The sequence below is a fragment of the Campylobacter concisus genome (assembly GCF_902460535.1).
In the GTDB taxonomy this organism is placed as follows: Bacteria; Campylobacterota; Campylobacteria; order Campylobacterales; family Campylobacteraceae; genus Campylobacter_A; species Campylobacter_A concisus_AS.
In genome coordinates this window covers 62,782-86,219 of sequence record NZ_CABPTV010000003.1, presented here as the reverse complement: position 1 = coordinate 86,219, position 23,438 = coordinate 62,782, and the positions used below count along the sequence as shown (strand labels likewise).

The 23,438-nt window shown below is 38.7% G+C and carries 24 protein-coding genes; 7 read left to right on the top strand and 17 right to left on the bottom strand.

What is annotated here, in order from left to right:
- Window positions 1–20: 20 nt before the first annotated feature.
- The 14 genes from FZ945_RS03620 to FZ945_RS03555 are packed head-to-tail and all read right to left on the bottom strand — an operon-like array spanning window position 21 to window position 13,790.
- Entirely contained in the window at window positions 21–1,256 is a 1,236-nt protein-coding gene (locus FZ945_RS03620) for a type II secretion system F family protein (RefSeq protein WP_012001751.1), read from the bottom strand.
- Window positions 1,253–3,004: a GspE/PulE family protein gene (locus tag FZ945_RS03615; RefSeq protein WP_148802535.1), complete on the bottom strand. Its 1,752-nt coding sequence runs from the start codon at window positions 3,002–3,004 to the stop codon at window positions 1,253–1,255. The genes FZ945_RS03620 and FZ945_RS03615 overlap by 4 nt, the downstream gene beginning before the upstream one ends.
- Complete coding sequence (locus FZ945_RS03610; RefSeq protein ID WP_012001749.1) at window positions 3,004–3,543, bottom strand: hypothetical protein; 540 nt, start codon at window positions 3,541–3,543, stop codon at window positions 3,004–3,006. The genes FZ945_RS03615 and FZ945_RS03610 overlap by 1 nt, the downstream gene beginning before the upstream one ends.
- Window positions 3,540–4,415: a CDC27 family protein gene (locus FZ945_RS03605; RefSeq protein WP_148802532.1), complete on the bottom strand. Its 876-nt coding sequence runs from the start codon at window positions 4,413–4,415 to the stop codon at window positions 3,540–3,542. Before FZ945_RS03605 ends, FZ945_RS03610 begins: the two co-directional genes overlap by 4 nt.
- A complete protein-coding gene (locus FZ945_RS03600) occupies window positions 4,408–5,235 on the bottom strand; it encodes an ATP-binding protein (RefSeq protein WP_148802529.1) in 828 nt (275 codons plus the stop codon). Before FZ945_RS03600 ends, FZ945_RS03605 begins: the two co-directional genes overlap by 8 nt.
- Window positions 5,228–6,754 carry a pilus (MSHA type) biogenesis protein MshL gene (gene mshL, locus FZ945_RS03595; RefSeq protein WP_148802526.1) on the bottom strand — a complete coding sequence of 509 codons (1,527 nt, stop codon included), beginning with the start codon at window positions 6,752–6,754 and terminating at the stop codon, window positions 5,228–5,230. The genes FZ945_RS03600 and mshL overlap by 8 nt, the downstream gene beginning before the upstream one ends.
- On the bottom strand, window positions 6,732–7,142 hold the full coding sequence (locus tag FZ945_RS03590) for a hypothetical protein (RefSeq protein ID WP_103558081.1): 411 nt from the start codon (window positions 7,140–7,142) through the stop codon (window positions 6,732–6,734). The genes mshL and FZ945_RS03590 overlap by 23 nt, the downstream gene beginning before the upstream one ends.
- The gene (locus FZ945_RS03585; RefSeq protein ID WP_012001744.1) at window positions 7,142–7,789 is read right to left on the bottom strand and encodes a hypothetical protein; all 648 of its coding nucleotides are present in this window, start codon (window positions 7,787–7,789) and stop codon (window positions 7,142–7,144) included. The genes FZ945_RS03590 and FZ945_RS03585 overlap by 1 nt, the downstream gene beginning before the upstream one ends.
- On the bottom strand, window positions 7,786–9,306 hold the full coding sequence (locus FZ945_RS03580) for a PilN family protein (RefSeq protein ID WP_148802523.1): 1,521 nt from the start codon (window positions 9,304–9,306) through the stop codon (window positions 7,786–7,788). Before FZ945_RS03580 ends, FZ945_RS03585 begins: the two co-directional genes overlap by 4 nt.
- 59 nt (window positions 9,307–9,365) lie before the next feature.
- Entirely contained in the window at window positions 9,366–10,235 is an 870-nt protein-coding gene (gene era / locus FZ945_RS03575) for a GTPase Era (RefSeq protein WP_148802521.1), read from the bottom strand.
- Window positions 10,232–11,554: an ATP-dependent protease ATPase subunit HslU gene (hslU, locus tag FZ945_RS03570; RefSeq protein ID WP_012001741.1), complete on the bottom strand. Its 1,323-nt coding sequence runs from the start codon at window positions 11,552–11,554 to the stop codon at window positions 10,232–10,234. Before hslU ends, era begins: the two co-directional genes overlap by 4 nt.
- 8 nt (window positions 11,555–11,562) lie before the next feature.
- Entirely contained in the window at window positions 11,563–12,096 is a 534-nt protein-coding gene (gene hslV / locus FZ945_RS03565) for an ATP-dependent protease subunit HslV (protein WP_002940451.1), read from the bottom strand.
- A complete protein-coding gene (gene rplI, locus FZ945_RS03560) occupies window positions 12,097–12,543 on the bottom strand; it encodes a 50S ribosomal protein L9 (protein WP_009293837.1) in 447 nt (148 codons plus the stop codon). It abuts the gene before it with no gap.
- A gap of 23 nt (window positions 12,544–12,566) precedes the next feature.
- The gene (locus FZ945_RS03555; protein ID WP_148802518.1) at window positions 12,567–13,790 is read right to left on the bottom strand and encodes an argininosuccinate synthase; all 1,224 of its coding nucleotides are present in this window, start codon (window positions 13,788–13,790) and stop codon (window positions 12,567–12,569) included.
- Between the two features lie 221 nt (window positions 13,791–14,011).
- On the opposite strand from FZ945_RS03555, the gene FZ945_RS03550 reads away from it, so the two are divergent.
- The 6 genes from FZ945_RS03550 to FZ945_RS03525 are packed head-to-tail and all read left to right on the top strand — an operon-like array spanning window position 14,012 to window position 19,590.
- Entirely contained in the window at window positions 14,012–16,117 is a 2,106-nt protein-coding gene (locus FZ945_RS03550; protein ID WP_187424156.1) for a TonB-dependent receptor domain-containing protein, read from the top strand.
- Window positions 16,111–16,938: an alpha/beta hydrolase gene (locus tag FZ945_RS03545; protein ID WP_148802513.1), complete on the top strand. Its 828-nt coding sequence runs from the start codon at window positions 16,111–16,113 to the stop codon at window positions 16,936–16,938. The genes FZ945_RS03550 and FZ945_RS03545 overlap by 7 nt, the downstream gene beginning before the upstream one ends.
- Window positions 16,939–16,971: 33 nt before the next feature.
- A complete protein-coding gene (locus FZ945_RS03540) occupies window positions 16,972–17,217 on the top strand; it encodes an RNA-binding S4 domain-containing protein (RefSeq protein ID WP_148802511.1) in 246 nt (81 codons plus the stop codon).
- Window positions 17,217–17,615, top strand: a complete 399-nt coding sequence (gene tsaE, locus FZ945_RS03535; RefSeq protein ID WP_148802508.1) for a tRNA (adenosine(37)-N6)-threonylcarbamoyltransferase complex ATPase subunit type 1 TsaE — start codon at window positions 17,217–17,219, stop codon at window positions 17,613–17,615. Before FZ945_RS03540 ends, tsaE begins: the two co-directional genes overlap by 1 nt.
- On the top strand, window positions 17,608–18,336 hold the full coding sequence (lptB, locus tag FZ945_RS03530) for an LPS export ABC transporter ATP-binding protein (RefSeq protein WP_009293825.1): 729 nt from the start codon (window positions 17,608–17,610) through the stop codon (window positions 18,334–18,336). The genes tsaE and lptB overlap by 8 nt, the downstream gene beginning before the upstream one ends.
- A gap of 3 nt (window positions 18,337–18,339) precedes the next feature.
- Window positions 18,340–19,590, top strand: coding sequence for an RNA polymerase factor sigma-54 (locus FZ945_RS03525; RefSeq protein ID WP_262367147.1), 1,251 nt, complete (start codon window positions 18,340–18,342; stop codon window positions 19,588–19,590).
- On the opposite strand, the gene FZ945_RS03520 is transcribed toward FZ945_RS03525, so the two are convergent.
- Window positions 19,591–20,349 carry a hypothetical protein gene (locus tag FZ945_RS03520; protein ID WP_148802502.1) on the bottom strand — a complete coding sequence of 253 codons (759 nt, stop codon included), beginning with the start codon at window positions 20,347–20,349 and terminating at the stop codon, window positions 19,591–19,593.
- A gap of 117 nt (window positions 20,350–20,466) precedes the next feature.
- Here FZ945_RS03520 and FZ945_RS03515 point away from each other — a divergent pair, with 117 nt between their 5' ends.
- On the top strand, window positions 20,467–21,201 hold the full coding sequence (locus FZ945_RS03515) for an imidazole glycerol phosphate synthase (protein WP_103614670.1): 735 nt from the start codon (window positions 20,467–20,469) through the stop codon (window positions 21,199–21,201).
- Here the strand turns inward: FZ945_RS03515 and murG are convergent.
- Both murG and FZ945_RS03505 read right to left on the bottom strand, forming a co-directional pair.
- Window positions 21,193–22,215 (bottom strand): undecaprenyldiphospho-muramoylpentapeptide beta-N-acetylglucosaminyltransferase, encoded by a 1,023-nt coding sequence (gene murG / locus FZ945_RS03510; RefSeq protein WP_148802501.1) that lies wholly within the window; start codon window positions 22,213–22,215, stop codon window positions 21,193–21,195. The genes FZ945_RS03515 and murG overlap by 9 nt on opposite strands.
- Window positions 22,212–23,372 (bottom strand): peptidoglycan glycosyltransferase FtsW, encoded by a 1,161-nt coding sequence (locus tag FZ945_RS03505; RefSeq protein ID WP_103567521.1) that lies wholly within the window; start codon window positions 23,370–23,372, stop codon window positions 22,212–22,214. Before FZ945_RS03505 ends, murG begins: the two co-directional genes overlap by 4 nt.
- Window positions 23,373–23,438 lie beyond the last annotated feature (66 nt).

Genomic DNA, 23,438 nt, shown 5'->3' with positions numbered 1-23,438 from the left:
CCTTTAAGATTTTAATTATTTTAGTTTTTAACGGCTTTTGATAGATCCCACATCGGCAAAAATATACCAAGAGCTAGTAAAAGCACCATACCTGCTATAAAAACAAGCAAGATAGGCTCGATATAGTTTGAGATGTTATCAATGATATCGTTAAATTTCATCCTGTAATAATCAGTAACTTTTCCAGTCATATCGTCTAAGCTACCGCTTTGCTCGCCAGCGCTTATCATCTGTATGAGCATATTTTCATATAAATTTGTATCTCTAAAAGCCTCCGTTAGGCTAACACCCCTACCAACAAGTATCTTAACGCCGCTTAGCTTCTTTTTGATATCCTTGTTTGAAACCGTTATCACAGCCGTATCAAGGGCATCTGCTATAGGCAAACCAGCTCGAACAAGCTCTGTAAAGATGAGGTTAAACCTGCTCATATTCGAATAAAATATGATCTTACCGATGAGATAGACTTTCAAAAGGTATTTATCGACCTTATCTTGAAATTCTTCACTCTCAAGATAGTATTTTCTAAGCAAATATCCGATAAATGCAAGTGCTCCAAGGATATAAAAGCCGTAGTTTGTCATGACGTATTCGATATTTAGCAAAATTTTAGTTGGCAGTGGCAGCTCTGCATTTAACTGCTCGAAAATTTCTCTAAACTGCGGCACAACAAGTATCATAAGGATGACAAAGGCTATGATGATCGCGCAGATGACTGTTATTGGATAGCGGATGGCTTTTTTAAATTTTTGCTGATTGTCCCAGACCTCTTGCAAGATAGAGGCGAGCTTTGCAAGCGCGTCAGCCATATTACCAGTGCTTTCCCCTAGTCTTATCATCGCAAGCGTCACGTCACCAAGCTCTTCTTTAAAATTTTCTATACTATTTGTGAGGCTTGAGCCTTGATTTAGCTCCTCATCTATAGTTTGAAATATAAATTTAAGGCGTTTATCTTCGGTGGAGTTTGCAACCTCTTTAATGCTATCATGGATAGAAATTCCAGCATTTGTCATAACGCTAAGCTGCCTTATGGTGGCTACTAAATTTGGAATTTTTACCTTTGGATTAGTAAAAGCCTTTGCGATCACATTTTGTAAATTTTCAAAGTTATTTATGCTAGAAGTTTGCGTCTCTTTGATCTTTACGATCATGCCAGTAACATTTGCTTTATCTTTGATCTCACTTTTATTGTTCGCTCTTAGGCTCATCTTATGGCGTTTGCCGTTTTGGATGTACTCAACCTCAAAGTATTTCATATCTTAGCAACCCTATAAACTTCTTCAAGCGTAGTTATGCCATTTGCCGCTCTTATGACACCATCATGAAACATATCTATAAAACCCTCTTCGTAGGCTACGCTTTTAAGCTCGTCTTTAGAAGCGCCATTTGCGACCATACTTGCTATATGATCACTAATAGGTAAAATTTCACTTATCATCTCACGTCCAAGATACCCAGTTTGCGAGCATTGCGGACATCCAACACTTTTGTAAAACTGATAGTTTTCAGGGACAAATTTCTTAACCTCGTCAAATGCCTTTTGAGATAGAGTGATCTTTTGTTTGCAGTGCGGGCAGAGCTTTCTAACAAGCCTTTGAGCCTCTATGCAAACGAGCGCGCCACTTACTAGATAAGGCTCGATGCCCATATCTATCATACGAGGAAGCGCGCTAATGGCGTCATTTGTGTGAAGTGTAGAAAAGACAAGGTGACCAGTAAGTGCCGCTTGTATCGCTATGCGAAGCGTCTCTTGATCCCTGATCTCGCCTATCATTATGACGTCTGGATCTTGCCTCAAGATAGAGCGAAGCGCTGAGACAAAGGTAAGTCCAGCCTTTTCATTTACATGCACTTGTTGGATCATATTTAGCTGATACTCAACCGGGTCTTCAACTGTTATGATCTTAGTTTTTACGCTTTTTATATCATTTAGCGCACCATAAAGTGTAGTAGTCTTACCTGAACCTGTTGGACCAGTGACTAGGATGATGCCATAAGGTGCTTTCATACTCTTTTTAAATTTAGAAAAGTTGTCTGGGTGCATGCCGAGGTCTTCAAGGTTGATGATGACCTTTGACTTATCCAAAATCCTTAAAACTATACTTTCACCGTTTAAGATAGGTAGCGTCGAAATACGAAAATCATACTCTTTGTCTAAAATTTGAGCTGAAAATCTACCATCTTGTGGGCGGCGGCGCTCTGCGATGTCCATGTTTGATAGCAACTTCATACGGCTAACCATCGGCGGATAGATATCTTTATCAAATATAAATGTTTCGCTTAGCATGCCATCGATCCTGCTTCTTACGATGCAGTTTGTCTCGGTTGGCTCGATGTGGATGTCGCTGGCTCTGCTTTGGATAGATGTTTTTAAGATGATCTCTATTAGCTTTAAAATTCCAGAGTTTTCAGTGTTTTGACCTTGGCTAGCCGAGCTTGAAAGCTCTCTTCTGATCTCTGTTATCACATCTTTTATGCTCTCATTAAGTGCTAGCTTGCTTATATATTTTTCTATCTGAGTTGGCTGAGCGATAGCAACTTTTAGTAGTTTTCTATTAAATAAATTTTGCACCTTATCTTGAGCGATAACATCAAATGGATTTTTAAAAGCGACATATACGCTTATCTCATCTTCTTTTACTGGGATCGCATTATATGTTTTTAGCTGAGCGGTGCTTAGCTTCTCGCTGATGCGGTAGTCGATGTCGATATCATCAAGGTCAAAGTATAAAACCTTAAATTTCTCGCTTATAAATTTAACAAAAGCCTTTATATCAAGCTCAAGATCGTTTGAAATTTCATCGATATTTACATGTCCTCTTCTGTAAATATCGGACAAAATTTCCATAAAATCTTCATCATTTATTAAATTTTCATCTCTTAAAATTTTAACAAGACCTTTACCTTCTTGCTCGCTTATCTGCTTTATCTTTTCTATATCTGATGTGCTTAGTTTGCCGTTTTGTTCTATATTTTTTAAGATTACATTTTCTACATTTTTCATTATCTATACTCTATTTGTGATTTCAGGTCGTTATTTTTAAAAATTTTAAGCACTAGCTTTGGTATTTGTCCATTTGTTGGGCTTATCTCATATCTTGTGTCAGAATTTGGCTCTTCAAAAATAAATGTGCCAAGCTCTTCGACATACTCTTTTTTTACAAATTTATCAAACAAAAATGAAAGTATATAATCACTCTTTGGAAGCCTGATATAGCTTATATCAACGCCATCTATCATAGCGTGAAATAAGAGCTTTTTCTTAAATAAGATGTCAGCAAAATAGGCAGCATTTTCTCTTGATTTTTCGCTCTTTACTAGCTTATCGATCGGAGTTGCTAGCCTGTTTAGATCGTTCATCTTTATGCAAGCGATGCCAAACATAGAAATTTGCTCTTCGTTATTTTGTGTTTTTAAAAAGTCCTCAACCTTTTGATTGCAGACTTTTGCATAGTTTGCGCTATTAAAGTCATCCCTTATCTCAGTCAGGCTAACAGCAAAAACTTCACAAACAAAAACCAAAAAAATAACAAAAAATTTCATAATGTTCCACTTTTTATCTTATTTATAAGCTCATTTATCGAAGCTTTGTTTAAGTTTTTATTATACTCCCTTAGAGCTTTGACGGCATCATCGCTTTGTTTTAGCTTATATTTTGACTTTGCAAAGATGATCCACGACTCCTCTAAGCTATTATCTATATCGTTCGCAGCAAGCGACCACTTTATAGCTTCTTTGAAATTATTATTTCTAAAATTTAATCTAGCAAGCTCGAGCGCAATAGTTGGATTATTTGTTTTTAAAAATTGATCCCTTAACACACTCTCTTCATTTGATGCTGACGTTACTTGTATATTTACACGCTTTCTAGCTGGTTTTGACTCAAGATCTATCACTTCATCTTGTGGCACGCTTATGCCATTTATACCATTTTGTTCGGTAAGTGGCTCTTCATCAGGGATGTTTAGCTTAAGCCAACCTTGTGAACTTCTTTGCCTTTTTGGGTCATTTTTTGAAGTATCGTTTGTTTCGTTTATCTTTACAACCTCTTCGAGCTTTTTAGCTATCTTGTCAGCTAGCTCATCTTGCTTTTTACCCTCTTCAAATTTAGCTTTAGCAACCTCGCTCTTTTGCTTTAGCTCGCTAAGAATGCTTGCATTTGTTTCGTTTTTTTCTACCATTTTTACTGCGGTTGCATTTTTGGCTAAAATTTTATCGCTTTTACTAGCAAGGCTTGGAGTTTTCTCTATGCTTAGCGCTATCAATGCAGCCAGCAAAATGATGACAAGTAAAAGCTCGATGATTAAAATTTTCGAGTTTTTGGCATTAAAAATTTTATGCAAAAAGCCACCATTTTTTTTCTTGTAGCTCTCATAGAGCTTTTCTAGTCTTTGAATTTCTTGTGGTTCAAGCATTGATTAGCCCCGCATCAAGTGCAGCCATGGTGAGTATCATGGTATTTGCCTTATCACCGCTAAGCTTTGAAGGCTGATACTGCTCGTAGTATTCGCAAATTTCATAAAATTTATACATGATCTTGTTTAGCGTTCTTAAATTTCCACCGCAAAATGAGTAGGCGCACTCGTAATCTTTTTTCTCAAATTTAAGATATTTGTCATAGTTTTTTTGACTAAGCTTTCTTTGCAAGTAGATGATGATCTCATTTACATCAGCGCTACTTAGCTCGATGCTCTCCCAGATCCTAGTCTGAAAATAATCTTTTGCCAAAATATCTTCGTTTTCGGTTTTATGTATCGTAAAGAGAAATTTAAACATCCTAGTATCAGCCATAAGCCTTATCTTCTCGATAAGCTCAGTCGGATAGAGCTGCGCTTCATCTAGGATAACCGTCATTTGATTTTTTAAAATTTCATCTTTACTGCTAAAGTCTTTTGAATAAAATTTTATAAAGCTCTCGAAGTTGTTTATATCTTCAAGCTTTTTTCCATAAATTTGCTCACAAAGTGCCTCGATAAATGTCGCCTCGCTAAAAAATGGATGCGGGAAAAAGATGAGACTTTTATCCTCTTTTAGATCATTTGCGATCTTGTTTAACAAAAAGGTCTTGCCGCTACCTGGCTTGCCATAAAACAAGATGAGCTTTAGTGGCTTTTTTAGAGCTAAAACTATCTTGTTGTAGCAGCTTATAGAGTTGTCTAAATTTACGAAATTTAAACTCTCGTCTTCATCTATGAAAACATCTTTTATATGTGTATAAATATTTTCGTTACTCATAGATCGATTTAGAAAATCCTAGATCTTTTAGCGACTGCTGAACTGGTTTTGGATCTTCAAGATCAACAACTCTTGGCGTGATGACAAAGATAAGCTCGGTCGTTTTTACGCCATCTCTTGTGCTTTTAAAGACGCTTCCTATCAAAGGTATGTCAGCTAGAAGTGGCACGGCTGTATTTTGCTTATTTTTAGTCTGTCCGATAAGTCCGCCAAGTATGATCGTATCGCCACTATTTACCTGAACGACGGTTGAGAGCTTTTTCTGAACTGTATCAGGGGCGATCTCTCTAATGGCTGTATTTTGTGATCTTATGTCATCTTCTGCATACTTAAAGCTGCTTAAGCTTGGGTTGATGCGAAGCATGATCTTGTTGTTATCTGAAACTTCTGGAAGTAAATTTAACAAGATACCTATAAATACAGAGTATTGCTTATAAGTTGTTGTAAGCCTGTTGTTATTGTTATTGTTGCTACCATTATCTGTCTCTTCCATTACACGGTAGTTTATATTATCACCCACAGAGATTAGTGCTTGCTGGTTGTTTAGAGTGGTTACTTTTGGGCTTGAAACGACCTTTGTTTTGCCATTTGTTTCAAGGAAATTTATCATGCCATCAAGGCTAAAGTTTAAATTTGCAGCGATATTTAGTGTGCGTCCAAAGCCATCGCTTAAGCTGTTGCCCTTGTTTGTCCAGCTTGCACTTGAGCCGGTGCTAGAGCCTTGGTTGCCTATATATGAGTTAAATCCAAGCTCAAATTTACTCCAATCAACACCTTGCTTATACTCATTATTTAGATCAACTGCGATGATAGAAACATCGATGATGACTTGCTTTTTAAGTCTTCTTTGCATCTCAGCTATATATTTTTCAACGCGTTTTAGCTGTGACGGGGTCGCTGTAACCGTGATAAGTCCAGCATTTTGGTTTATGATAGGATCTGGTGCGGTGATATGCTCGCTGCTATTATTTAAAATAGCTTTTAGCTCAGCATCAAGCTTCTCCCAGAAGTCAAATTTCTCAGTTGTTCTTATCAAGTTGTTTTCATTTTTTATGTCGTTTGAGCTAGTATCACTGCTTGAGCTATTGCCAACCTCTGATGGAGAGGCATCAACCGAAGCTTTTGTGATAGCTGTGCCTTCACGGATAGAGGTGATATAGTCTATTTTAAAAATTTTTGTTTGAAGCGATGAGATTTTTAAGACATTATTTGAAAACTCATAGCTTAAATTTTTCTCATTTAAAAGCAGATCAAAGACCTCGCTTAGGCTCATGTTTCTTATATTTACGCCAAAGACTTTATCGTCAAGCTCTTTTTTACTATAAGCATCTTTTGCAACGATACTAAAATCACACATTTCAGAGAGCTGATTTAAAACGTCTCCAAGGCTTATATCGTCTGTGATCTTCATACTAAAATTTTTACTCAAGCATGTGCTTGGTTTTGCCATCATAGGGGTAGCTAAAAATGAAGCCAACGCCACAGTTATAATAAATTTACTTAATTTTGATACCAACATTTTTACTTCCATTTTTAAGAGTTAGTTCTTGTTTTTCATCATCTTTTACGATGATAACCTTGCTGCCATAAACACTTGTGATATTGTAATCATCAATCATATCTCCCACTTTATACCACTTGCCATTTATATTTGCTTTATTTAGCAAAATGGCCTTTAGCATAAACCCCCTTGCAGAAGAGTATTTTGTAGTGTTTTGATCACCTTTTGGAGCAACTGGCAAATTTAGCTTAAAAGGATCTTGCAAACTAGAAATTTCACTGCCATTAAGCCCTTTTCTTTGCTCTTTTATCTTAACAAAAACTTCATCATAGTTTTTCATCTCGCCTTCAAACTCACTGCCAAATAGACCAAGAGATAAAATTAAAAATAAACCAAATTTTTTCATCAATACTTCATACCCCACACTGAGATAGAGAGCTTAGCACCTAGATCTTTTTGAGTGGAATTTATATCCATTTTGTGAAGATCTACTACGAGTTTTGACTCTTCAAGTCCGTTTATATAGCTAAGCATATCTTTAAAATTTCCAAGACAAGTGACATCTATATTTAAAATCTGCTCTATCTTTTGGAAATTTGGCTCTTTTATATCGCTTTTAAGCTCTAAAATTTTTATATTATTTTGCTTTGCCAAAAGCACAATACTATCTATATAGTTTGCCCAGTTTTGATTGTCAAAAAGCAAAAAAGAAAGCTCTTTAAGCTTTGAATCAAAATAGGTATTAAATTTCAAAATATTCGTGTAGCGAAGTTTTAGATTGCTTAAATTTCTATTTTCTTCATTTATCTTAAAATTTCTATCGCCATCAGGAGAGCTCACTGAGGCTAGATAGTTTCTAGTGTTTTCTAGCTTTGTAGAAATTCTCGTATGTTTATCAAGCTTTTCATCAAAGAAATTTTGCGCAGGATCAAAGCATAGCATATAGACAAGGTAAGCTATAATAAGCGCTGAGCCAAGAAAAATGAGGTTTGTTTCGTTTGGCTTTTTGCTATCAAAGTATTGATCTATTTTACTTAAAATATCTTGTCTCATTGTCTAATCTCTATGCTTATATTACTTTCATACTCGTGTTTAGCGTCATCTGAGCGAATTTTTTTAGTATTTACCAAGTATTTTTCATCTTTGCTGATATCTTTGATCAACTGTGTTATCCTTTTTTCATTATCGCTAACCGCAGTTATAGTCAAATTTCTATCGTTATTTACGATGTTTGTGATATGAACTGCATTTAGATTTAAAATATCGGTAATTTTAAAAAGATTTAAACCCTTCATGGCGTAATTATCTTTTTTATTTTCGATCTCAGCAAGCAAACCTTTTCTGAAATTTAGCTTTTCATTCTCTTTTTGAGTCTGTTCTTTTACCGCCTCTTGTTCTCTTGAAATTTTAGCTAGCGTCTCTTTTATCTGCATCTCTTGTGCGTTTAGGACGCTATATTCGTCATTTAGTCTTGCGCTGTCTTTTTCTAAAACAAGACCAGCTATATAGTTGTAAGCTGGATATAACATACTTAGCGCAAATGCCGCAGCGCAAGTGAGCAAAAATTTGCCACTTTTTCTTTTAACAAATGGATCTGGGCGAAGCATATTTGAGAGGTTAAAGTTCTCATAAAATGGCTCTTTGGTATAAAATCTACCATATAAAGCCATAACGTTATAACGCTCGTTGATAGTATAGTTTTTATTATTTATTGCAACTTTTATGTTTATATACTCGGCATCCAAACCAAGTTTAGTTGAGATGAAATTTGCAAAATTTTTGATCTCATAGTCACAATCTATGTAAATTTTCTTTATAGATATGCCATTTTGGCTATTTATAATATTTAATATATCGTTAAAATAAAAAATATAATCTTCAAAAACTGTGTTTAGATCATAGTTAAAGCCATCATCATCTTTATTTACAAGTCCTCTTTGAGACAAAACTTTTATAAATTTTTCATCACTCAAGCGATCGCCACTTTGCTCTAAGAATTTATCTTTAAGGTAGTTTAAGTTATAGCGAATTTCTCTAGCTGTAAAAAAATCACCATCTAAATATATACTTAAAAATGATTCATCTTTTCTAAGCGCGATAAAGCAGTCTGCTTGAGTGCTAGGAAGCAAGCCTTTTTTATAAATAGCAGAGTAGATCAAAGGCTCAGGCGCAAGGTAGTCGATATATGGGACTTTTTTTGCAACCGCTTTAAAGGTTGAATTTATATCTTCATTTGTGATAGCAAAAACAGTAAAAATTCTCTCTTGAGCTTTTGTGGAGCCTTCTGAGAAAAATATCTTATTATCAAGCGCAGGATCTAGCGAAAGCTCTGCATAGACCTTTGAATAAAGCTCCTCGTAAAGGGTGTCGTTATCAACGCTTCTAGGGATAAAAATAGTTGTTGTTTTTAAGTCTTTAAATTTTATGTATGAGATGAAAAAGTCGCGTTTATTGACTGTTTTTGAAAAGTTAAAAGCTTCTACATTGCTGTTGTGATAACTAAATCCTTTATAGTCATACGGATCTAGTGCAACTATAGAAATCTCACTATTTTTTTTAATATTCATCATGAATTTAAAACCTTCTTAAACGCTTAAGTAACGTATTTTAATATCTTTCTAATAAAAAATCAATAGCCGATTATCTGATTTAGGCTCTTTTCTTCTTTGCTCCAGCCTTTTTTAACGACTACATCGAGCTTTAGAAAGACCTTTGTGTTGGTTAAATTTTGTATTAACTTTCTTGCAAAAATTCCTATTCGTTTAATAGTTTCACCATTTTTCCCGATGATCATACTTTTATGAATGTCACGCTCTGTGATGATGCTCGCATAAATTTCAGTTATGCCTGTTTTTTCTTTTACGCTTTTTATGATCGCATCACTAAGATATGGTATCTCGTCGCTTAAATTTTCATAGATCGCTTCAAGTATAAATTCTCTAAAAATTTCCTTCTCGTTTGTCGGCGTAAGAAATTCTGGATCATAAAAGTACTCATGCTCTGGCAAAAGCTTGCAAATTTCATCAAGAAGCGGCTTTTTATATGTAGTCTGCTTGGTGCTAAAAGTAAGCAAAGCTGCAAATTTATCTTGAAATTTCTGATACTGAGTGATCTTTTCAAGCACTTTTGCATTTGAGCTCTCATCGACTTTTGTTAGCACTAAGATATGCGGTTTTTCTGGATTTAGAGCTAGAAATTTCTCATAGTCGCTTGTGTCATCATGGATAGGCGCTAAAAATACGATGAGATCGCAGTCTCCCATCGATTTTATAGCTTGGCTGATTAGTAGTTGATTTATAGCCTTGTTGCTCTCGTGAAGTCCTGGCGTGTCGGTAAAGATGATCTGATCTTCGCCGTTCATCACGATGCCATTTATCTTTCTGCGAGTTGCATTTTGCTTGTGCGAGACAATGGCGATTTTTTCGTTCAATAAAGCATTTAAAAACGAGCTTTTGCCAGCATTTGTGCGTCCTATGATGCTAACAAAGCCTGATTTCAAAGTATGTACCTCGCTAGATCTTGATCCTCAACCACGTCTTTTAGGCGCTCTTTCACAAGCTCTTTTGTCACATTTATCTTCTCGCCGCTCTTTTCGCTAGCCTCAAAGCTGATATCTTCTATCACGCGCTCGATCACCGTGTGAAGGCGTCTAGCGCCGATATCTTCCATCTTTTCATTTGCTGCGTGAGCGATCCTTGCTATCTCTTTTATCGCTTCATCGTCAAATTCTAGCTCGACATTTTCAGTTGAAAGAAGCGCGATATATTGTTTTAAAAGCGAATTTTTTGGCTGTGTTAAAATTTGATAAAGTGCGTCTTCATCAAGGCTATCAAGCTCGACCCTTAGCGGGAAGCGGCCTTGCAGCTCTGGGATGAGATCGCTTGGTTTGCTTATGTGAAAGGCGCCAGCTGCGATAAACAAAATGTGATCTGTCTTTAAATTTCCAAATTTGGTATTTACATTTGAGCCCTCAACTATCGGTAACAAGTCTCTTTGCACGCCTTCTTTGCTTGGGTCTTGCCTGTTTGAGCTACCTGAGCCAACGGCAACCTTATCGATCTCGTCTATAAAGATAATGCCCTCGTTTTCAGCTCTTCTTAAAGCCTCTGTTTTTACGCTCTCAAGGTCTAAAATTTTATCATTTGCCTCGCTTTGAAGAGCTTTTTTGGCGTCTTTTACCTTCATCTCTTTTTTGATGTTTTTACCACCGATACCAATTATCTTGATAAAGCTCTCTTGCATCTGCGCCATATCAGGTGGCACGTTTGAGCCAGCTTCAAGTGGGTTTTGTTGCACCTCTATCTCGATACTTAGCTCGTCAAGCTCGCCGTTTCTTAGCCTATTTAGCATCTTGTCATAGCTCTTAGCGTACTCTGCTTGCTTCTCTTCGCTAGCACCTTTTGGAAGTGGTGGAAGTAGCTTTGAGACGATCTTTTCTTCGATGTAGGCATTTATCTTGTCTTGATTTTTCTCGCTTTGCTCGTTTTTTACTAGATTATATGATGCCATAGCAAGGTCTCTTACCATGCTCTCAACGTCACGACCAACAAAGCCAACCTCGGTATATTTGCTAGCCTCGACCTTGATAAAAGGCAGCCCCATCATCTTTGAAAGACGCCTTGCGATCTCAGTTTTACCAACGCCAGTTGAGCCAATCATCAAGATATTTTTTGGCATGATGTCATCTTGCAAGCTCTTTTCAAGCTTCATGCGGCGATAGCGGTTGCGAAGTGCGATAGCTATGATCTTTTTGGCATCCTTTTGACCGATCACATAGTCATCTAAAAATTTAACAATTTCTCTTGGTGTTAAGTTCATTTTCTCTCTTATTCTAAAACATAAGTTTTGATGTTTGTATTTGTATAGATGCAAATTTCGCCAGCGATCTTAAGGCTCTCTTTGACTAGCTCCTCTTCATCGATATCGGCAAATTTATCTAAGGCACGGGCCGCTGAAAGGGCGTAGTTGCCGCCGCTTCCGATGGCTGCTATCTTGCCATCTTCTGGTTCTACTACATCACCAGTGCCACTAAGTAAGAAAATTTTATCCCTATCAAGCACAAGCATCATCGCCTCAAGCTTTCTTAGATACTTGTCTTTGCGCCACTCTTTGCTAAATTCTATCACCGCCTTTAGCAAGTCGCCCTTTGTATGCTCTAAATTTTTCTCAAACATATCAAAGAGATTAAACGCGTCAGCAGTGCTGCCAGCAAAGCCAGCTAGGACTTTGCCGTTGTGAATTTTGCGGATTTTTACGGCATTGCCTTTTAAGACGGTGTTGCCAAAACTCACCTGTCCATCACCGCCGATTACCGCTTTATTTTTGCCTTTGTAGGCTAAGATGGTTGTCGCATGAAACATCTACTCTCCTTGTACATCAACCTTTAAGGTCGCATTTATCGAGTGGCCAAGCTTTATAGAGACATCATAAAGGCCAACTGCTTTTAGGTGAGTGTCCAGGTCGATAGCCTTTTTCTCGACTACCAAATGATGTGTCTTTTCAAGCTCTGCTGCGATCTCCTCTTTTGAAACTGAGCCAAAAAGCGAGCCATTTGCACCAAGAGTTTTCTTGACGACGACTGTCACTTTTGCAAGCTCTTCTTTTAGTTTTTCTAAATTTGCGATCTCATATTTTAGCTCTTCAGCCTTTCTTTTTTGAGCTGCCTCGTATTGGCGAAGGACATCTGGAGTGGCTGCTTTTGCAAAGCCTTTGCCGATTAAGAAGTTGTTGCCGTAGCCATCTTTTACCTCTTTTATCTCGCCAGCTTTTCCAAGTCCTTTTACATCTTTTATTAATAATACTTTCATTTTTATCCTTTTAAATTTTATTTTTAGTCAAATTTTCGCCCATTTTTGCGTGCGATTATAAAGCGAAGCGCATTTAGCTTGATAAATCCAGCTGCATCTTTTTGATCATAAACGCTATCTTCTTCAAATGTGCAGTATGCCTCGCTAAAGAGATTATCATCTTTGCTGCCTCTACCAAGGATAGTGACGTTGCCTTTATAAAGCTCAACTTTTACAGAGCCATTTACGTGCTCTTGGCTCTTGTCTATGAGCGCTTGGAGCATATTTCGCTCAGGTGACCACCAGTAGCCGTTGTAAACTAGCTCGGCGTATTTTGGCATGATCTCATCTTTTAAATGAGCTGCACCGCGGTCAAGCGTGATGCTCTCTATCGCACGGTGTGCTTTTAGCATTATCGTGCCGCCTGGGGTTTCGTAGCAGCCGCGGCTCTTCATACCAACTGAGCGGTTTTCTACGATGTCAAGTCTGCCGATGCCGTGTTTTGCGCCAAGGCGGTTTAGCTCAGTTAAAATTTCAGCTGGGCTCATTTTTTTGCCATTTATGCTCACTGGATCGCCTTTTTCGTAGCCAATCTCGATGATCTCGCTCTTATCTGGAGCATCTTTTGGGCTTACTGTCCATCTCCACATATCATCTTCTGGTGCGTGGCTCGGGTCTTCAAGTACTAGGCCTTCGTAGCTTATGTGAAGTAAATTTGCGTCCATTGAGTATGGGCTCTTGCCTGGTTTTTTGGTGATATCTATGCCGTTTTTTTCAGCGTATGCTAAGAGTTTTTCACGGCTGTTTAGATCCCATTCGCGCCATGGGGCGATGATAGTTAGATTATCGCCAAGTGCGTAGTAGCCAAGCTCAAAGCGAACTTGGTCGTTGCCTTTTCCTGTTGCTCCGTGGCTCACACCATCAGCGCCAACAAGTCTTGCGATCTCGCTTTGGCGTTTTGCTATAAGTGGGCGCGCGATCGATGTGCCAAGCAGATATTCGCCCTCATAGACTGCATTTGCTCTAAACATTGGAAATACATAATCACGTACAAATTCTTCTCTTAAATCTTCAATAAAAATATTTTCAGGTTTTACGCCAAGCGCTAGGGCTTTTTTGCGTGCAGGCTCTAGCTCTTCGCCTTGTCCGATATCAGCTGTAAATGTGACTACTTCGCATTTGTATTCGTCTTGAAGCCACTTTAAAATGATACTTGTGTCAAGTCCGCCTGAGTATGCTAAAACAACTTTTTTTACATCTTTTTTCATAGCTGTCCTTTTGTTGAAATGGTCGTATTTTAGCCTAAATTGATTAATCTTTAATAAATTAATCTAATTTCTAATGTAAGCATTATTTTAAAAACTCCATAGCTATTTTCATGGAAATTTATCATTTAAAATTATGATAATTAATATTGTTTTTATGCTTACTTTGTTAAATTTGCGTTTCGCTTTCATTATCAAAAATTAAATTTAACAAAAGGATATCCGTGAATAGATCAAAATTTATCGCCATTTGCCTTAGTGCTTGTGTGGCAAATTCTCTCTATGCAGTAGAGAAAGAGAATAACGAAACCAATCTAGATGGCGTTGTAGTAAGTGCGAGCGGCTTTTCGCAACAGATAAAAGAAGCCCCTGCAAGCATAAGCGTGATAAAGGGCGAGGAGCTAACAAAAGATAGCTTTACCTCGCTTCACTCTATCGCGCAAAAAGCGCCAGGCGTAAATGTCGTTGGCGGCGAGGATGGTCCAGCTAGTGGTATCTCGATACGCGGCATGGAAAGCTCTCAAACGCTAGTTTTGATAGACGGCAAAAGAGTAAATTCAAGCAGCGCAAATCCAAAGGGCGGAGCAGGGGATATGAACTCAAATTTCATCCCGCCAGCCGAGGCGATCGAGCGTATAGAGGTTATCCGTGGTCCTATGAGCTCGCTTTATGGTAGCGACGCGGTTGGAGGCGTTATAAATATCATTACTAAAAAAGACTTTTCAAAATTTAGCGGTAACGTCGGCATCTCAACCACGATAAACGCGCATAAAGGCATAGGAGACGGCAGGCAGGGCGACTTTTATCTAAATTTACCTCTTTATAAAGAGCTTTTTGCGCTTCAGCTTTGGGGATACAAAAAGCTAAGAGATGAGGATAATTACAAAGGTGGTTATCAAAAGAGCGATAAGAGAAATTTGAGTGCAAAACTTTGGATCACTCCAGATGAGCACAATAAATTTTTCATCCTTAGCTCAAGTGAAAAACACGACTACTCGCGCACCGTTGGCAAAACAGCCACTATAAAGACAAATAAGGTTTTAAACGCCTATGACTACGAGAAAAAGAGCTACGGAGTAGGCTACCTTGGTGAATTTGATAGCCTAAATGCCGATATCAGCTACATTTATGATCAGACGCAAAGAACGAGCCTTTTTGACAGCCTCATACCTGCAAAAGCTAAAAATCACAACTTCAACTCTAAATTTACAACCTTTTTTGGCGCACACACTCTAACTTTTGGCTATGACTTTAGCAAGCAAAATGTCGGCACGACCTTCATCGTCTCAAACGCCTCAAGAAACGGCTTAAAAGATCCAAAGACCTACTCGATGAGCGAGCATGCGGGATTTATCGAGGATGAGTGGCAAATCTTAGATGAGAAGCTATTTTTAACGCTTGGCTCAAGGCTCACGCACAATGAATTCTTTGGCAACCACCTCTCGCCAAGAGCCTACCTAGTCTATAACGCCACAGATACACTAAGCCTAAAAGGCGGCGTAGCAACTGGCTATAAAACCCCTGATGTCAATCAAATTTCTCCAGAAGTAGGCACTATCCAAGGCGGCTGGAGGATAGTTGATTTTGGTAATAAAGACCTAAAGCCAGAAAAGAGCACGACTTATGAGGTTGGGGCATATTATGACAATCAGGCTGATTTTAGAGGCTCGGTGACGCTTTTTAGAAATGAATTTAAAGATAAGATCCTAGACACCGACGGCAGTAATGTAAATAAAATTCCAGCCTTTGGTCCTTGCCCGTCAAGCGCTAAAATCCCAAGTGTGGGTTGCCCTGGTTGGGGAACTTACTTTAACATTGAGGGCGCGACCGTTTGGGGCGTGGAGCTTAGTGGCGACTATGACATCCTTTCAAATCTAAATTTAAGCTCAAACTACACCTATAATAAGTCAAAGATAAAAACTGGCAACCCAACGATAAACACGCCAAGAGGCCCTATGAAATTTAGCGAGACAAACCTAGCTAGACTTGATGGTAAAAGCCTAACAGCAACGCCAGAGCACACACTTCACGCCACGCTTACATATAAGCCTATAAAAAGCGTTAAGACATTTTTTGGCGCAAACTATGAGAGCAAGCTAACAAGCGTAAATTTTGGTGCTGGCAACAGAGTAAGAGAGAACACAAAAGACCTACTAACCTTCGATACAGGCATCAGCTGGGACGCGAACAAGCACTTAACTCTTAGCCTAAATGCTTACAACATCTTTGATAAAGTAAGATACGATGAGGCGTTAGCAGACGACGGCAACTATTACTGGTATCCGCAAGAGGGCAGGAGATTTTGGTTTAAGGTCGCTGCAAAATGGTAAAAGCCTTTAAATTTTTGCTTTTTACGCTTGGCGTGACGCAGACTTTGCATGCAGGACCTAGCCAAACGCCTGAGCCACTTAGCCAAAAAGCTGCTAGTAAATTTGAAATTTCAACCTTTAAAATGAGCGCAAATGATGAAATTTATAAAATTTTCACAGCCAAGCTAAAGGGGCAAAATGAGTTTAAAAATGTGCTTTTCTTACTTGATGCAAACGCCCAGTTTAACATGCTTTTAAATGAATTTGATGGCAAGGCTGCCCCACTAATAATAGGCATAGGATATGACACAAACAAAAGCTACGAGGTAGAAAAACGCACAAGAGATCTCACGCCAAAGGCGAAGGGCGAGGAGTTTAGCAAAGGTGGTGGCGCTGACGCGTTTTACCACTTTTTAACTAGAAATTTAGTGCCGCTAATTGATGAGAAATTTAACGTGCAAAATAGCCAAAAGAGCCTTTATGGACACTCTTTTGGCGGGCTTTTTACGCTCTATGCCTTGCTAAAAAATGAGGGTATCTTTTCAAATTTCTTTATCGCTTCGCCATCTCTTTGGTGGGGTGAGTCTGAAATTTTAAAGCAAAACGTGAGTGAGGGTAAATTTAAAGAGAAAATAAAGGCTAAATTTGTCTTTCTTAGCGTTGGCGAGCTTGAAAAGAGAAAGGGCAAAACAGACAAAGCTGGCATTTTAAAGGCGAGCGATCTAGCTGGGATTTTAAAGCAAAGCGGCGTAAATTCTCACTTTGAGTTTTTTAAAAATGAAACCCATGGCAGCGTCATACCTCTAAATTTAAAAGAGCTTTTAAAATATCTAAAGGATTAAAAATTTAAGGCTATTTTTGTTAAAATCCGCCACATGAGAGTAGATAAATTTTTAAACGTAGTAAATATCACCAAAAGGCGTGCCGTTAGCGAAGATATGTGCAAAAGCGGCGTTGTGAGCATCAACGGCGTGCAGGCAAAAGCGGCAAAAGATGTAAAGATCGGCGACGTTATCACTATCAAATTTCTTACGCGTGAGGCGAGATACGAGGTGCTAGCGATCCCGACTACAAAAAGCATACCAAAAAGCGCTCAAAGCGAATATGTAAAAGAGTTTTGATGGTTTTTGAGCTTTTAGAAAATGAGCTTGATGAGCTTGTGCAGGTGCTGCCAAAAAGTGGCGTGGTGCTACTAAGCGGCGATCTAGCAAGTGGCAAAACGACGCTTGTAAAGGCGATCATCAAGGCTCATGGCATAGACGAGAGCGTGACGTCGCCGACATTTTCTTTGATGCAAATTTATGGTAAAGATATCTACCACTACGACATTTACCAGATCGGATTTGACGGGATGGCAAAAAACGGCCTTTTTGAAAATTTATTTGAAGAGGGGCTTCATCTAGTAGAGTGGGGCGATGAAAATTTAGAAAAAGCTCTAAAGAAAAACGGCGAGAGCTATACATTAGTAAAAATTTCTCCTAGCAAAAATGGCAGAAAATACGAGGTTATAAGTGCATAAACTAGAAGTAAAAGATCTAAAAAAGACGATTAAAAAAAGTGAGATCATAAAAGGTATATCTTTAGAGGTAAATAGCGGCGAAGTCGTGGGACTTCTTGGGCCAAATGGCGCTGGAAAGACGACCACTTTTTATATGATCTGCGGGCTGATCTCGCCAACTAGCGGAGATGTCTTTTTAAATGATGAAAAGATCACAAATGTCCCGCTTCACAAAAGAGCGCACCTTGGCATTGGCTATTTGCCGCAAGAATCAAGCATATTTAAAGAGCTAAGTGTAGAAGAAAATTTACTCCTTGGGGCTGAAATTTTAAATCAAAGCAAAGAAGAGATCTCTAAAAGAGTAAATGAGATGTTAAATATGCTAAATATCGAGCCTATCCGCCTAAGAAAGGGCGTTAGCCTAAGTGGCGGCGAGCGCAGACGCTGTGAGATCGCAAGAAGCCTCATCATAAAGCCAAAATTTTTGCTGCTTGATGAGCCATTTGCAGGCGTCGATCCTATCGCAGTTAGCGACATCCAAAGTATCGTTAGAGACCTTAAAAAGCTAGGCATCGGCGTTTTGATAACTGACCACAACGTCCGTGAGACACTAGCCATTTGCGACAGAGCCTACGTCATCAAAGATGGCTCGCTGCTAGCAAGCGGCAGTGCGAGCGAAGTGGCAAACAACAAGCTTGTTAGAACGCACTATCTTGGCGAAGAATTTAAGCTGCTTGAGTAGATGATGCTAAGGCAAAAGCAAACTTTAGCGCCAAAGATCAAACTAAACCAAACGCTAAGAAGCTGGCTTCCTATCCTTCAAAGCGGGCTTGATGAGCTAAAAGAGACGCTTGAGCCTTTTATAAAAGATAATCCATTTGCTACGATCGAACATAAAAATTTAGAAAAAAGCGAAAAAAAGCGAAATTTTTTCGAGCAGGTTAGCAAAAACTCGGTTAGCGAGAGTATCGAGGCTTTAAGCATACATAAAGAAAGCCTCTATGAAAAGCTCGTTAGCCAGATAAATCCACCACTTTTCCCCACGCAAAAGTCCCAAGATATCGCATATAAGATCATCGAGTGTTTGGATGATGAGGGATATTTTTCTTATGATGATGAAATTTTTGCGGGTTTTAATGAGAATGAGGTGGAGCGAGTTAGAGCGAGATTTGCCTACCTTGAGCCCTGTGGCGTTGGCGCAAAGGATGTTAAAGAGAGCTTTTTGTTTCAGCTAAGCGAGGCAGAGGCGAGTGATGAGATCATAGAGTGCGCCAAAAAGATCATCTTAAATTTTGAAAATATAGAAAAGCTTAGAAAGCTTAAATTTTACGACGACGCGCTAAAGATCATAAAGAAATTTAAAAATCCCCCAGCTATTGAATATCTTGAAGATGAAAAAGAGGCGGTGCCTGACATCTTCGTACTAAGCACAAGTAGTGGCATAAGCGTGCAGATAAATGACGATTATTATCCTGAAATTTCTATCGACACCGAGGGACTAGACGAGAAAGAGGCCTTTGTAAGCTCGCGCATAAAAGAGGCAAGCGAGCTCATAGACGCCCTTGAGATGAGAAAGGCGACACTTTATAAGATAGGGCTCATGATAGTTGAGTATCAGTATGACTACTTTTTGGGTGGCGACATAAAGCCTATGAAGCTAAAAGACCTAGCTGACGAGCTTGGACGCAACCCTTCAACCATCTCAAGAGCGATCGCGAACAAATATCTAAGCTCTCCAAGAGGCACGGTCGCACTTAAAAATTTCTTCGCAACTGGCTTTGACGAGGAGACTTCAAACGCCGCGATAAAGGAATTTTTACTAGAGCTTATCAAAAATGAAGACCACAAAAAGCCACTTTCTGATCTAAAAATCCAAGAGCTCATCCAAGCTAAATTTAACATCCAAATCGTTCGCCGAACTATAACCAAATACCGCAAAATCCTAAACATCGGCAGCTCAAGCCAGCGAAAAAAGATCTATCAGATAAACGGCTAGCTACCACTCATTTATGGCAAAAAGAGTGGCTTTATGCATCTGCGTAAAAAGCTCTGCACTAAGCTCATCGTACTCTTTGTCACGCTTTTTACGCTTCGCCCAGCCTGCTGCGTCGTCGTTCCATGAGCCCATACCACCAAAGACATCAGCTGCACTTGCCGCATTAAAAAGAGCTAAATTTAGCTTTGGCATAAGTGGCGCGTTTAGGACATTTTGCTCTATATTTTCTGGCTCGTTTAGCGCTTTTAGCCCATTTCTGAAGCAGTCGCCAAAATTCTCACACTCTATCTCATCTGCAAATTTAGAGATCCTTGTTAGGATATCTTTAAACTCCAAAGTGTTGTCACTAAATTTTTGAATTTCTGGCACGCTATCTAGGCTAAATTCTTTATAGACTATGTCCCAGCCCTTTTTATCTTCTTCAAAGCTCCAGTGCGGCACGAAGTAGCTCATCTTATCTTTATAAATGCAAAGAATTGACTTGTGACTTACATTTGAAAAGCCTTGCAGCGAGCGCTCCTCTGAAGAGACTACTAAATTTGTAGCAAATCTCACGTCGCTTAGCCCAAGCTTTTTGGCGTGCTTAAACCACTCATTTATGCTAGTTTGCTCTCTTTTTTCTTGCTCATCCTCCAAAATATAGTCAAAAACTAGGCTTTTTATATATTTTTCGCCTTTGTAGTCTAGCTCTAAATTTGACTTTAGAGCTTGCTTTATGGAGGCTACGATAATGCAAGCATTAAAAACTTCACCATTCATTTTTGCTCCTTTTTTGAGGTATTTTATTAAAAGAAGCATAAATTTATCTCTTTAAGGATTGCAAGCGAAAACTTCAGCTTTTTATAGTAAAATAGCCAAAAATTTCAAAGAGGCAAAATGGATTTTAATGAGATTGATAAGCTGATAAATACGCTTAAGAAAAACTTGGAAGTTATCGAAAACAACGGCGTTGTCGAGCCTGAAACAAAGATCGATGCGCTTACTTTTAATAAAAATGTCGAAGAGATAAAAAAAAGACTTTATAGCACAACAGACGAGGGCAGTTTTTTTAAAAATGTCTTTAATACTGAAGATTACTACGAAAACATTAGCTCTTACCTCGAGCAGACAAACAAAAGCCTATACTACAAGATAGAAAAGGCTGGTGTGAGCCTAAAGACTAATCAAAATTTACAAGAGAGTCTGACAAACATCTCAAACATCATGCAAATTTTAGTTGCCGAGTATCAGATACAAAATAAAAAAAAGAAAAAGAGTATCTTCTCAAGAAGTGGCGACACAGCGATGATAAGAGGGCTACTTGCAGAGCTAATGGAGCTGCAAAATAGGATGAATAAAATTTTACATCTCGACTCTCAAATCGTCTCAAACGTCGTTTTGGAAAATTTTAAAACTATCTATACATTTTTTTACAACTGCATAAGAGTGGCTAAACAAAGGGGCGACGAGCTACTTTTGGTTGAGATCGCAGGCATCACAGATAGAATCATCGAGATGATAAGACCAGTGCTTTCAGGCAAGAGCCTAAAGACAAATGAGCTTATCTATCACTACCTCATTTACGAGCTACGAGAGCTAAAAGCCTACGCCATAGGCGAGGATCTAGCTTAAAATTTTATCCACTATCTCTTTTGCTCCATTTGGCAAAAGGATATCTTTTAGGGCTTTGCTACTTTTGTTTAGATCAAAGTTCTCGATCATTTTTATGACTTCATCTTTGTCTAAATTTTCGCCATTTTGCAGGCAAATTTCAGCTATGCCTTTATCTTTTAGAAATTTAGCGTTATAAAACTGGTGATTGCCAGCGGCATAAGGAAACGGCACAAAGATAGATGGCAGGGCGTTTGCACAAAGCTCCCAAAGCGAGCTAGCTCCAGCTCTTGATATGGCAAGATCAGCCTCGCTCATCTTCTTTTCTATCTCTTTGCTAAAGTCAAAAATTTCTAAATTTGCCTCGCTAAAGCCAAGCTCATCATATCTCTTTTTAAGCTCATTAATGGCGTTTTTGCCGCATTGATGAATGATTTTTATCCCTTTTTCTTTAAGATATGGGGCCAAATTTATAGCTAGCTCATTTATAGCTTTTGCGCCTTGTGAGCCACCTAAAAATAGTATCGTTTTTAGCTCGTCTCTAACTCTTTGGCTTTCAAAAAATTTATTTGCCACTGGGTAAGGGCAGGGCGAGAGCTCATCATAAGAGCTAAAAAAGCCCTTTGCGTATGGCTTTAAAATTTTATTTAGCTTGCCAGTTACGGCATTTTGCTCGTGGATGAAAAGCGGTGTTTTTGAGATGATAGCCGCTATGGCTGCTGGCGCTGCTGAGTAGCCTCCCACGCTAATGACTGCTTTAACGCCATTTTCTTTAAAAATTTGCCTGCATTTTAGAGCTAGGCTTATGATGTTTGTTAGTGATTTTAGCTTGGCTAGGCCTCTTTTATTTACGACACCACTGCTTGGTAAGAAAAATTTCTTTGCAAATTTATCATCATTTTCAAACCAAAATTTATCCTGACCGCTAGTTGAGCCGATGAAAATTGGCTTTATGCCTCGTCTATTTAGCTCCTCACAAAAGCTTCTAGCGATCGCCAAATGCCCTCCAGTGCCACCACCACAAATAACTATCATAGTTTCGCCTTTTTACTAACCATCAAGACCATGCCGATGCCGATGCATATAGCAAGCACTGAGCTGCCGCCGTAGCTAAGAAATGGCACAGCTATACCTTTTATCGGAGTGATCGATGTGATGCCGTAGCTATTCATCAAAAACGAAAACGACAAGATAAGACCGATACCAAGCGAGAATAGGTGATAGACCTTGTTTTCGCTCCTAGCTGAAATTCTAAATATCCTATAAAGTAGTGTGATAAAGATCGCTGTGATGCATAAAATGCCAAAAACGCCGACCTCTTCAGCTATGCCAGCTAGCACGAAGTCTGTATGCACCTCGCTTAAAAAGCCAAGCTTAAATATCCCAGCTCCAAGCCCCTCGCCAAAAAACTCGCCGTGTTTGATCGCATTTAGTGAGTGAGAAATTTGATAAGGCTCTGGTGCATCTGCCACTCTAAGCACGTTTGCCACGCTATCTGGCAAGAAAGAGAGAACCATGTTTTGTATCGTGCCCCACCATGACTTTATACGTAAAATTCTGTGCTCAGAGCTAACTATCGCCACTGTCATAACAAAGGCAGCGCCAACAATGCCTATGCCAAAGAGCCTAACGCTAGCCCCTGCAAAAAGAGCCATCGTCACAAAAGTAAGCGCCAAAACCACAACCTGTCCAAGATCATTTTGTAAAATAGCGATCAAAACAATGGCTACACAAAAAAGAATTAAATATGGAAAAAGTATCTTGATCTCATCCATCAAAGTTCTCTTGCCATCGCTAAATTTTCTAGTAAAACTCCATGCCAAAAAAAAGACAAAACCAACTTTGAAAAACTCAACAGGCGCAAGCGAAAAGCCCGGCAGTCTGATCCAGCGTCTTGCACCGCCAGCATCAGTCACCATAGAAGCTGGCAGGGCATGCATAAGTATCATAGCGATGATGCAAAAGCCAAAAAGGCTAAACCCTATCCAGTTAAGCGCTTTGTCGGGATTTAGCCTAGAGAGCCACCACATGAGAAAAATTCCTATACAGCCGACTGCAAACTGGCGGATGAAAAAGTGAAATTCGTCGTAGTTGAAAAACAAAACTGTAAAAACTGGCAAAGATAGTGAAAAAATGATACTTATGGCGATCAAAGTCGCGCAAAGATAGAAAATAACCTTATCAACTGCCAAATTTAGCTCCAACTTTAAAATGAGCCAAAGTATAATAAAAAACGGCTTACAAAGATATTATTTGCT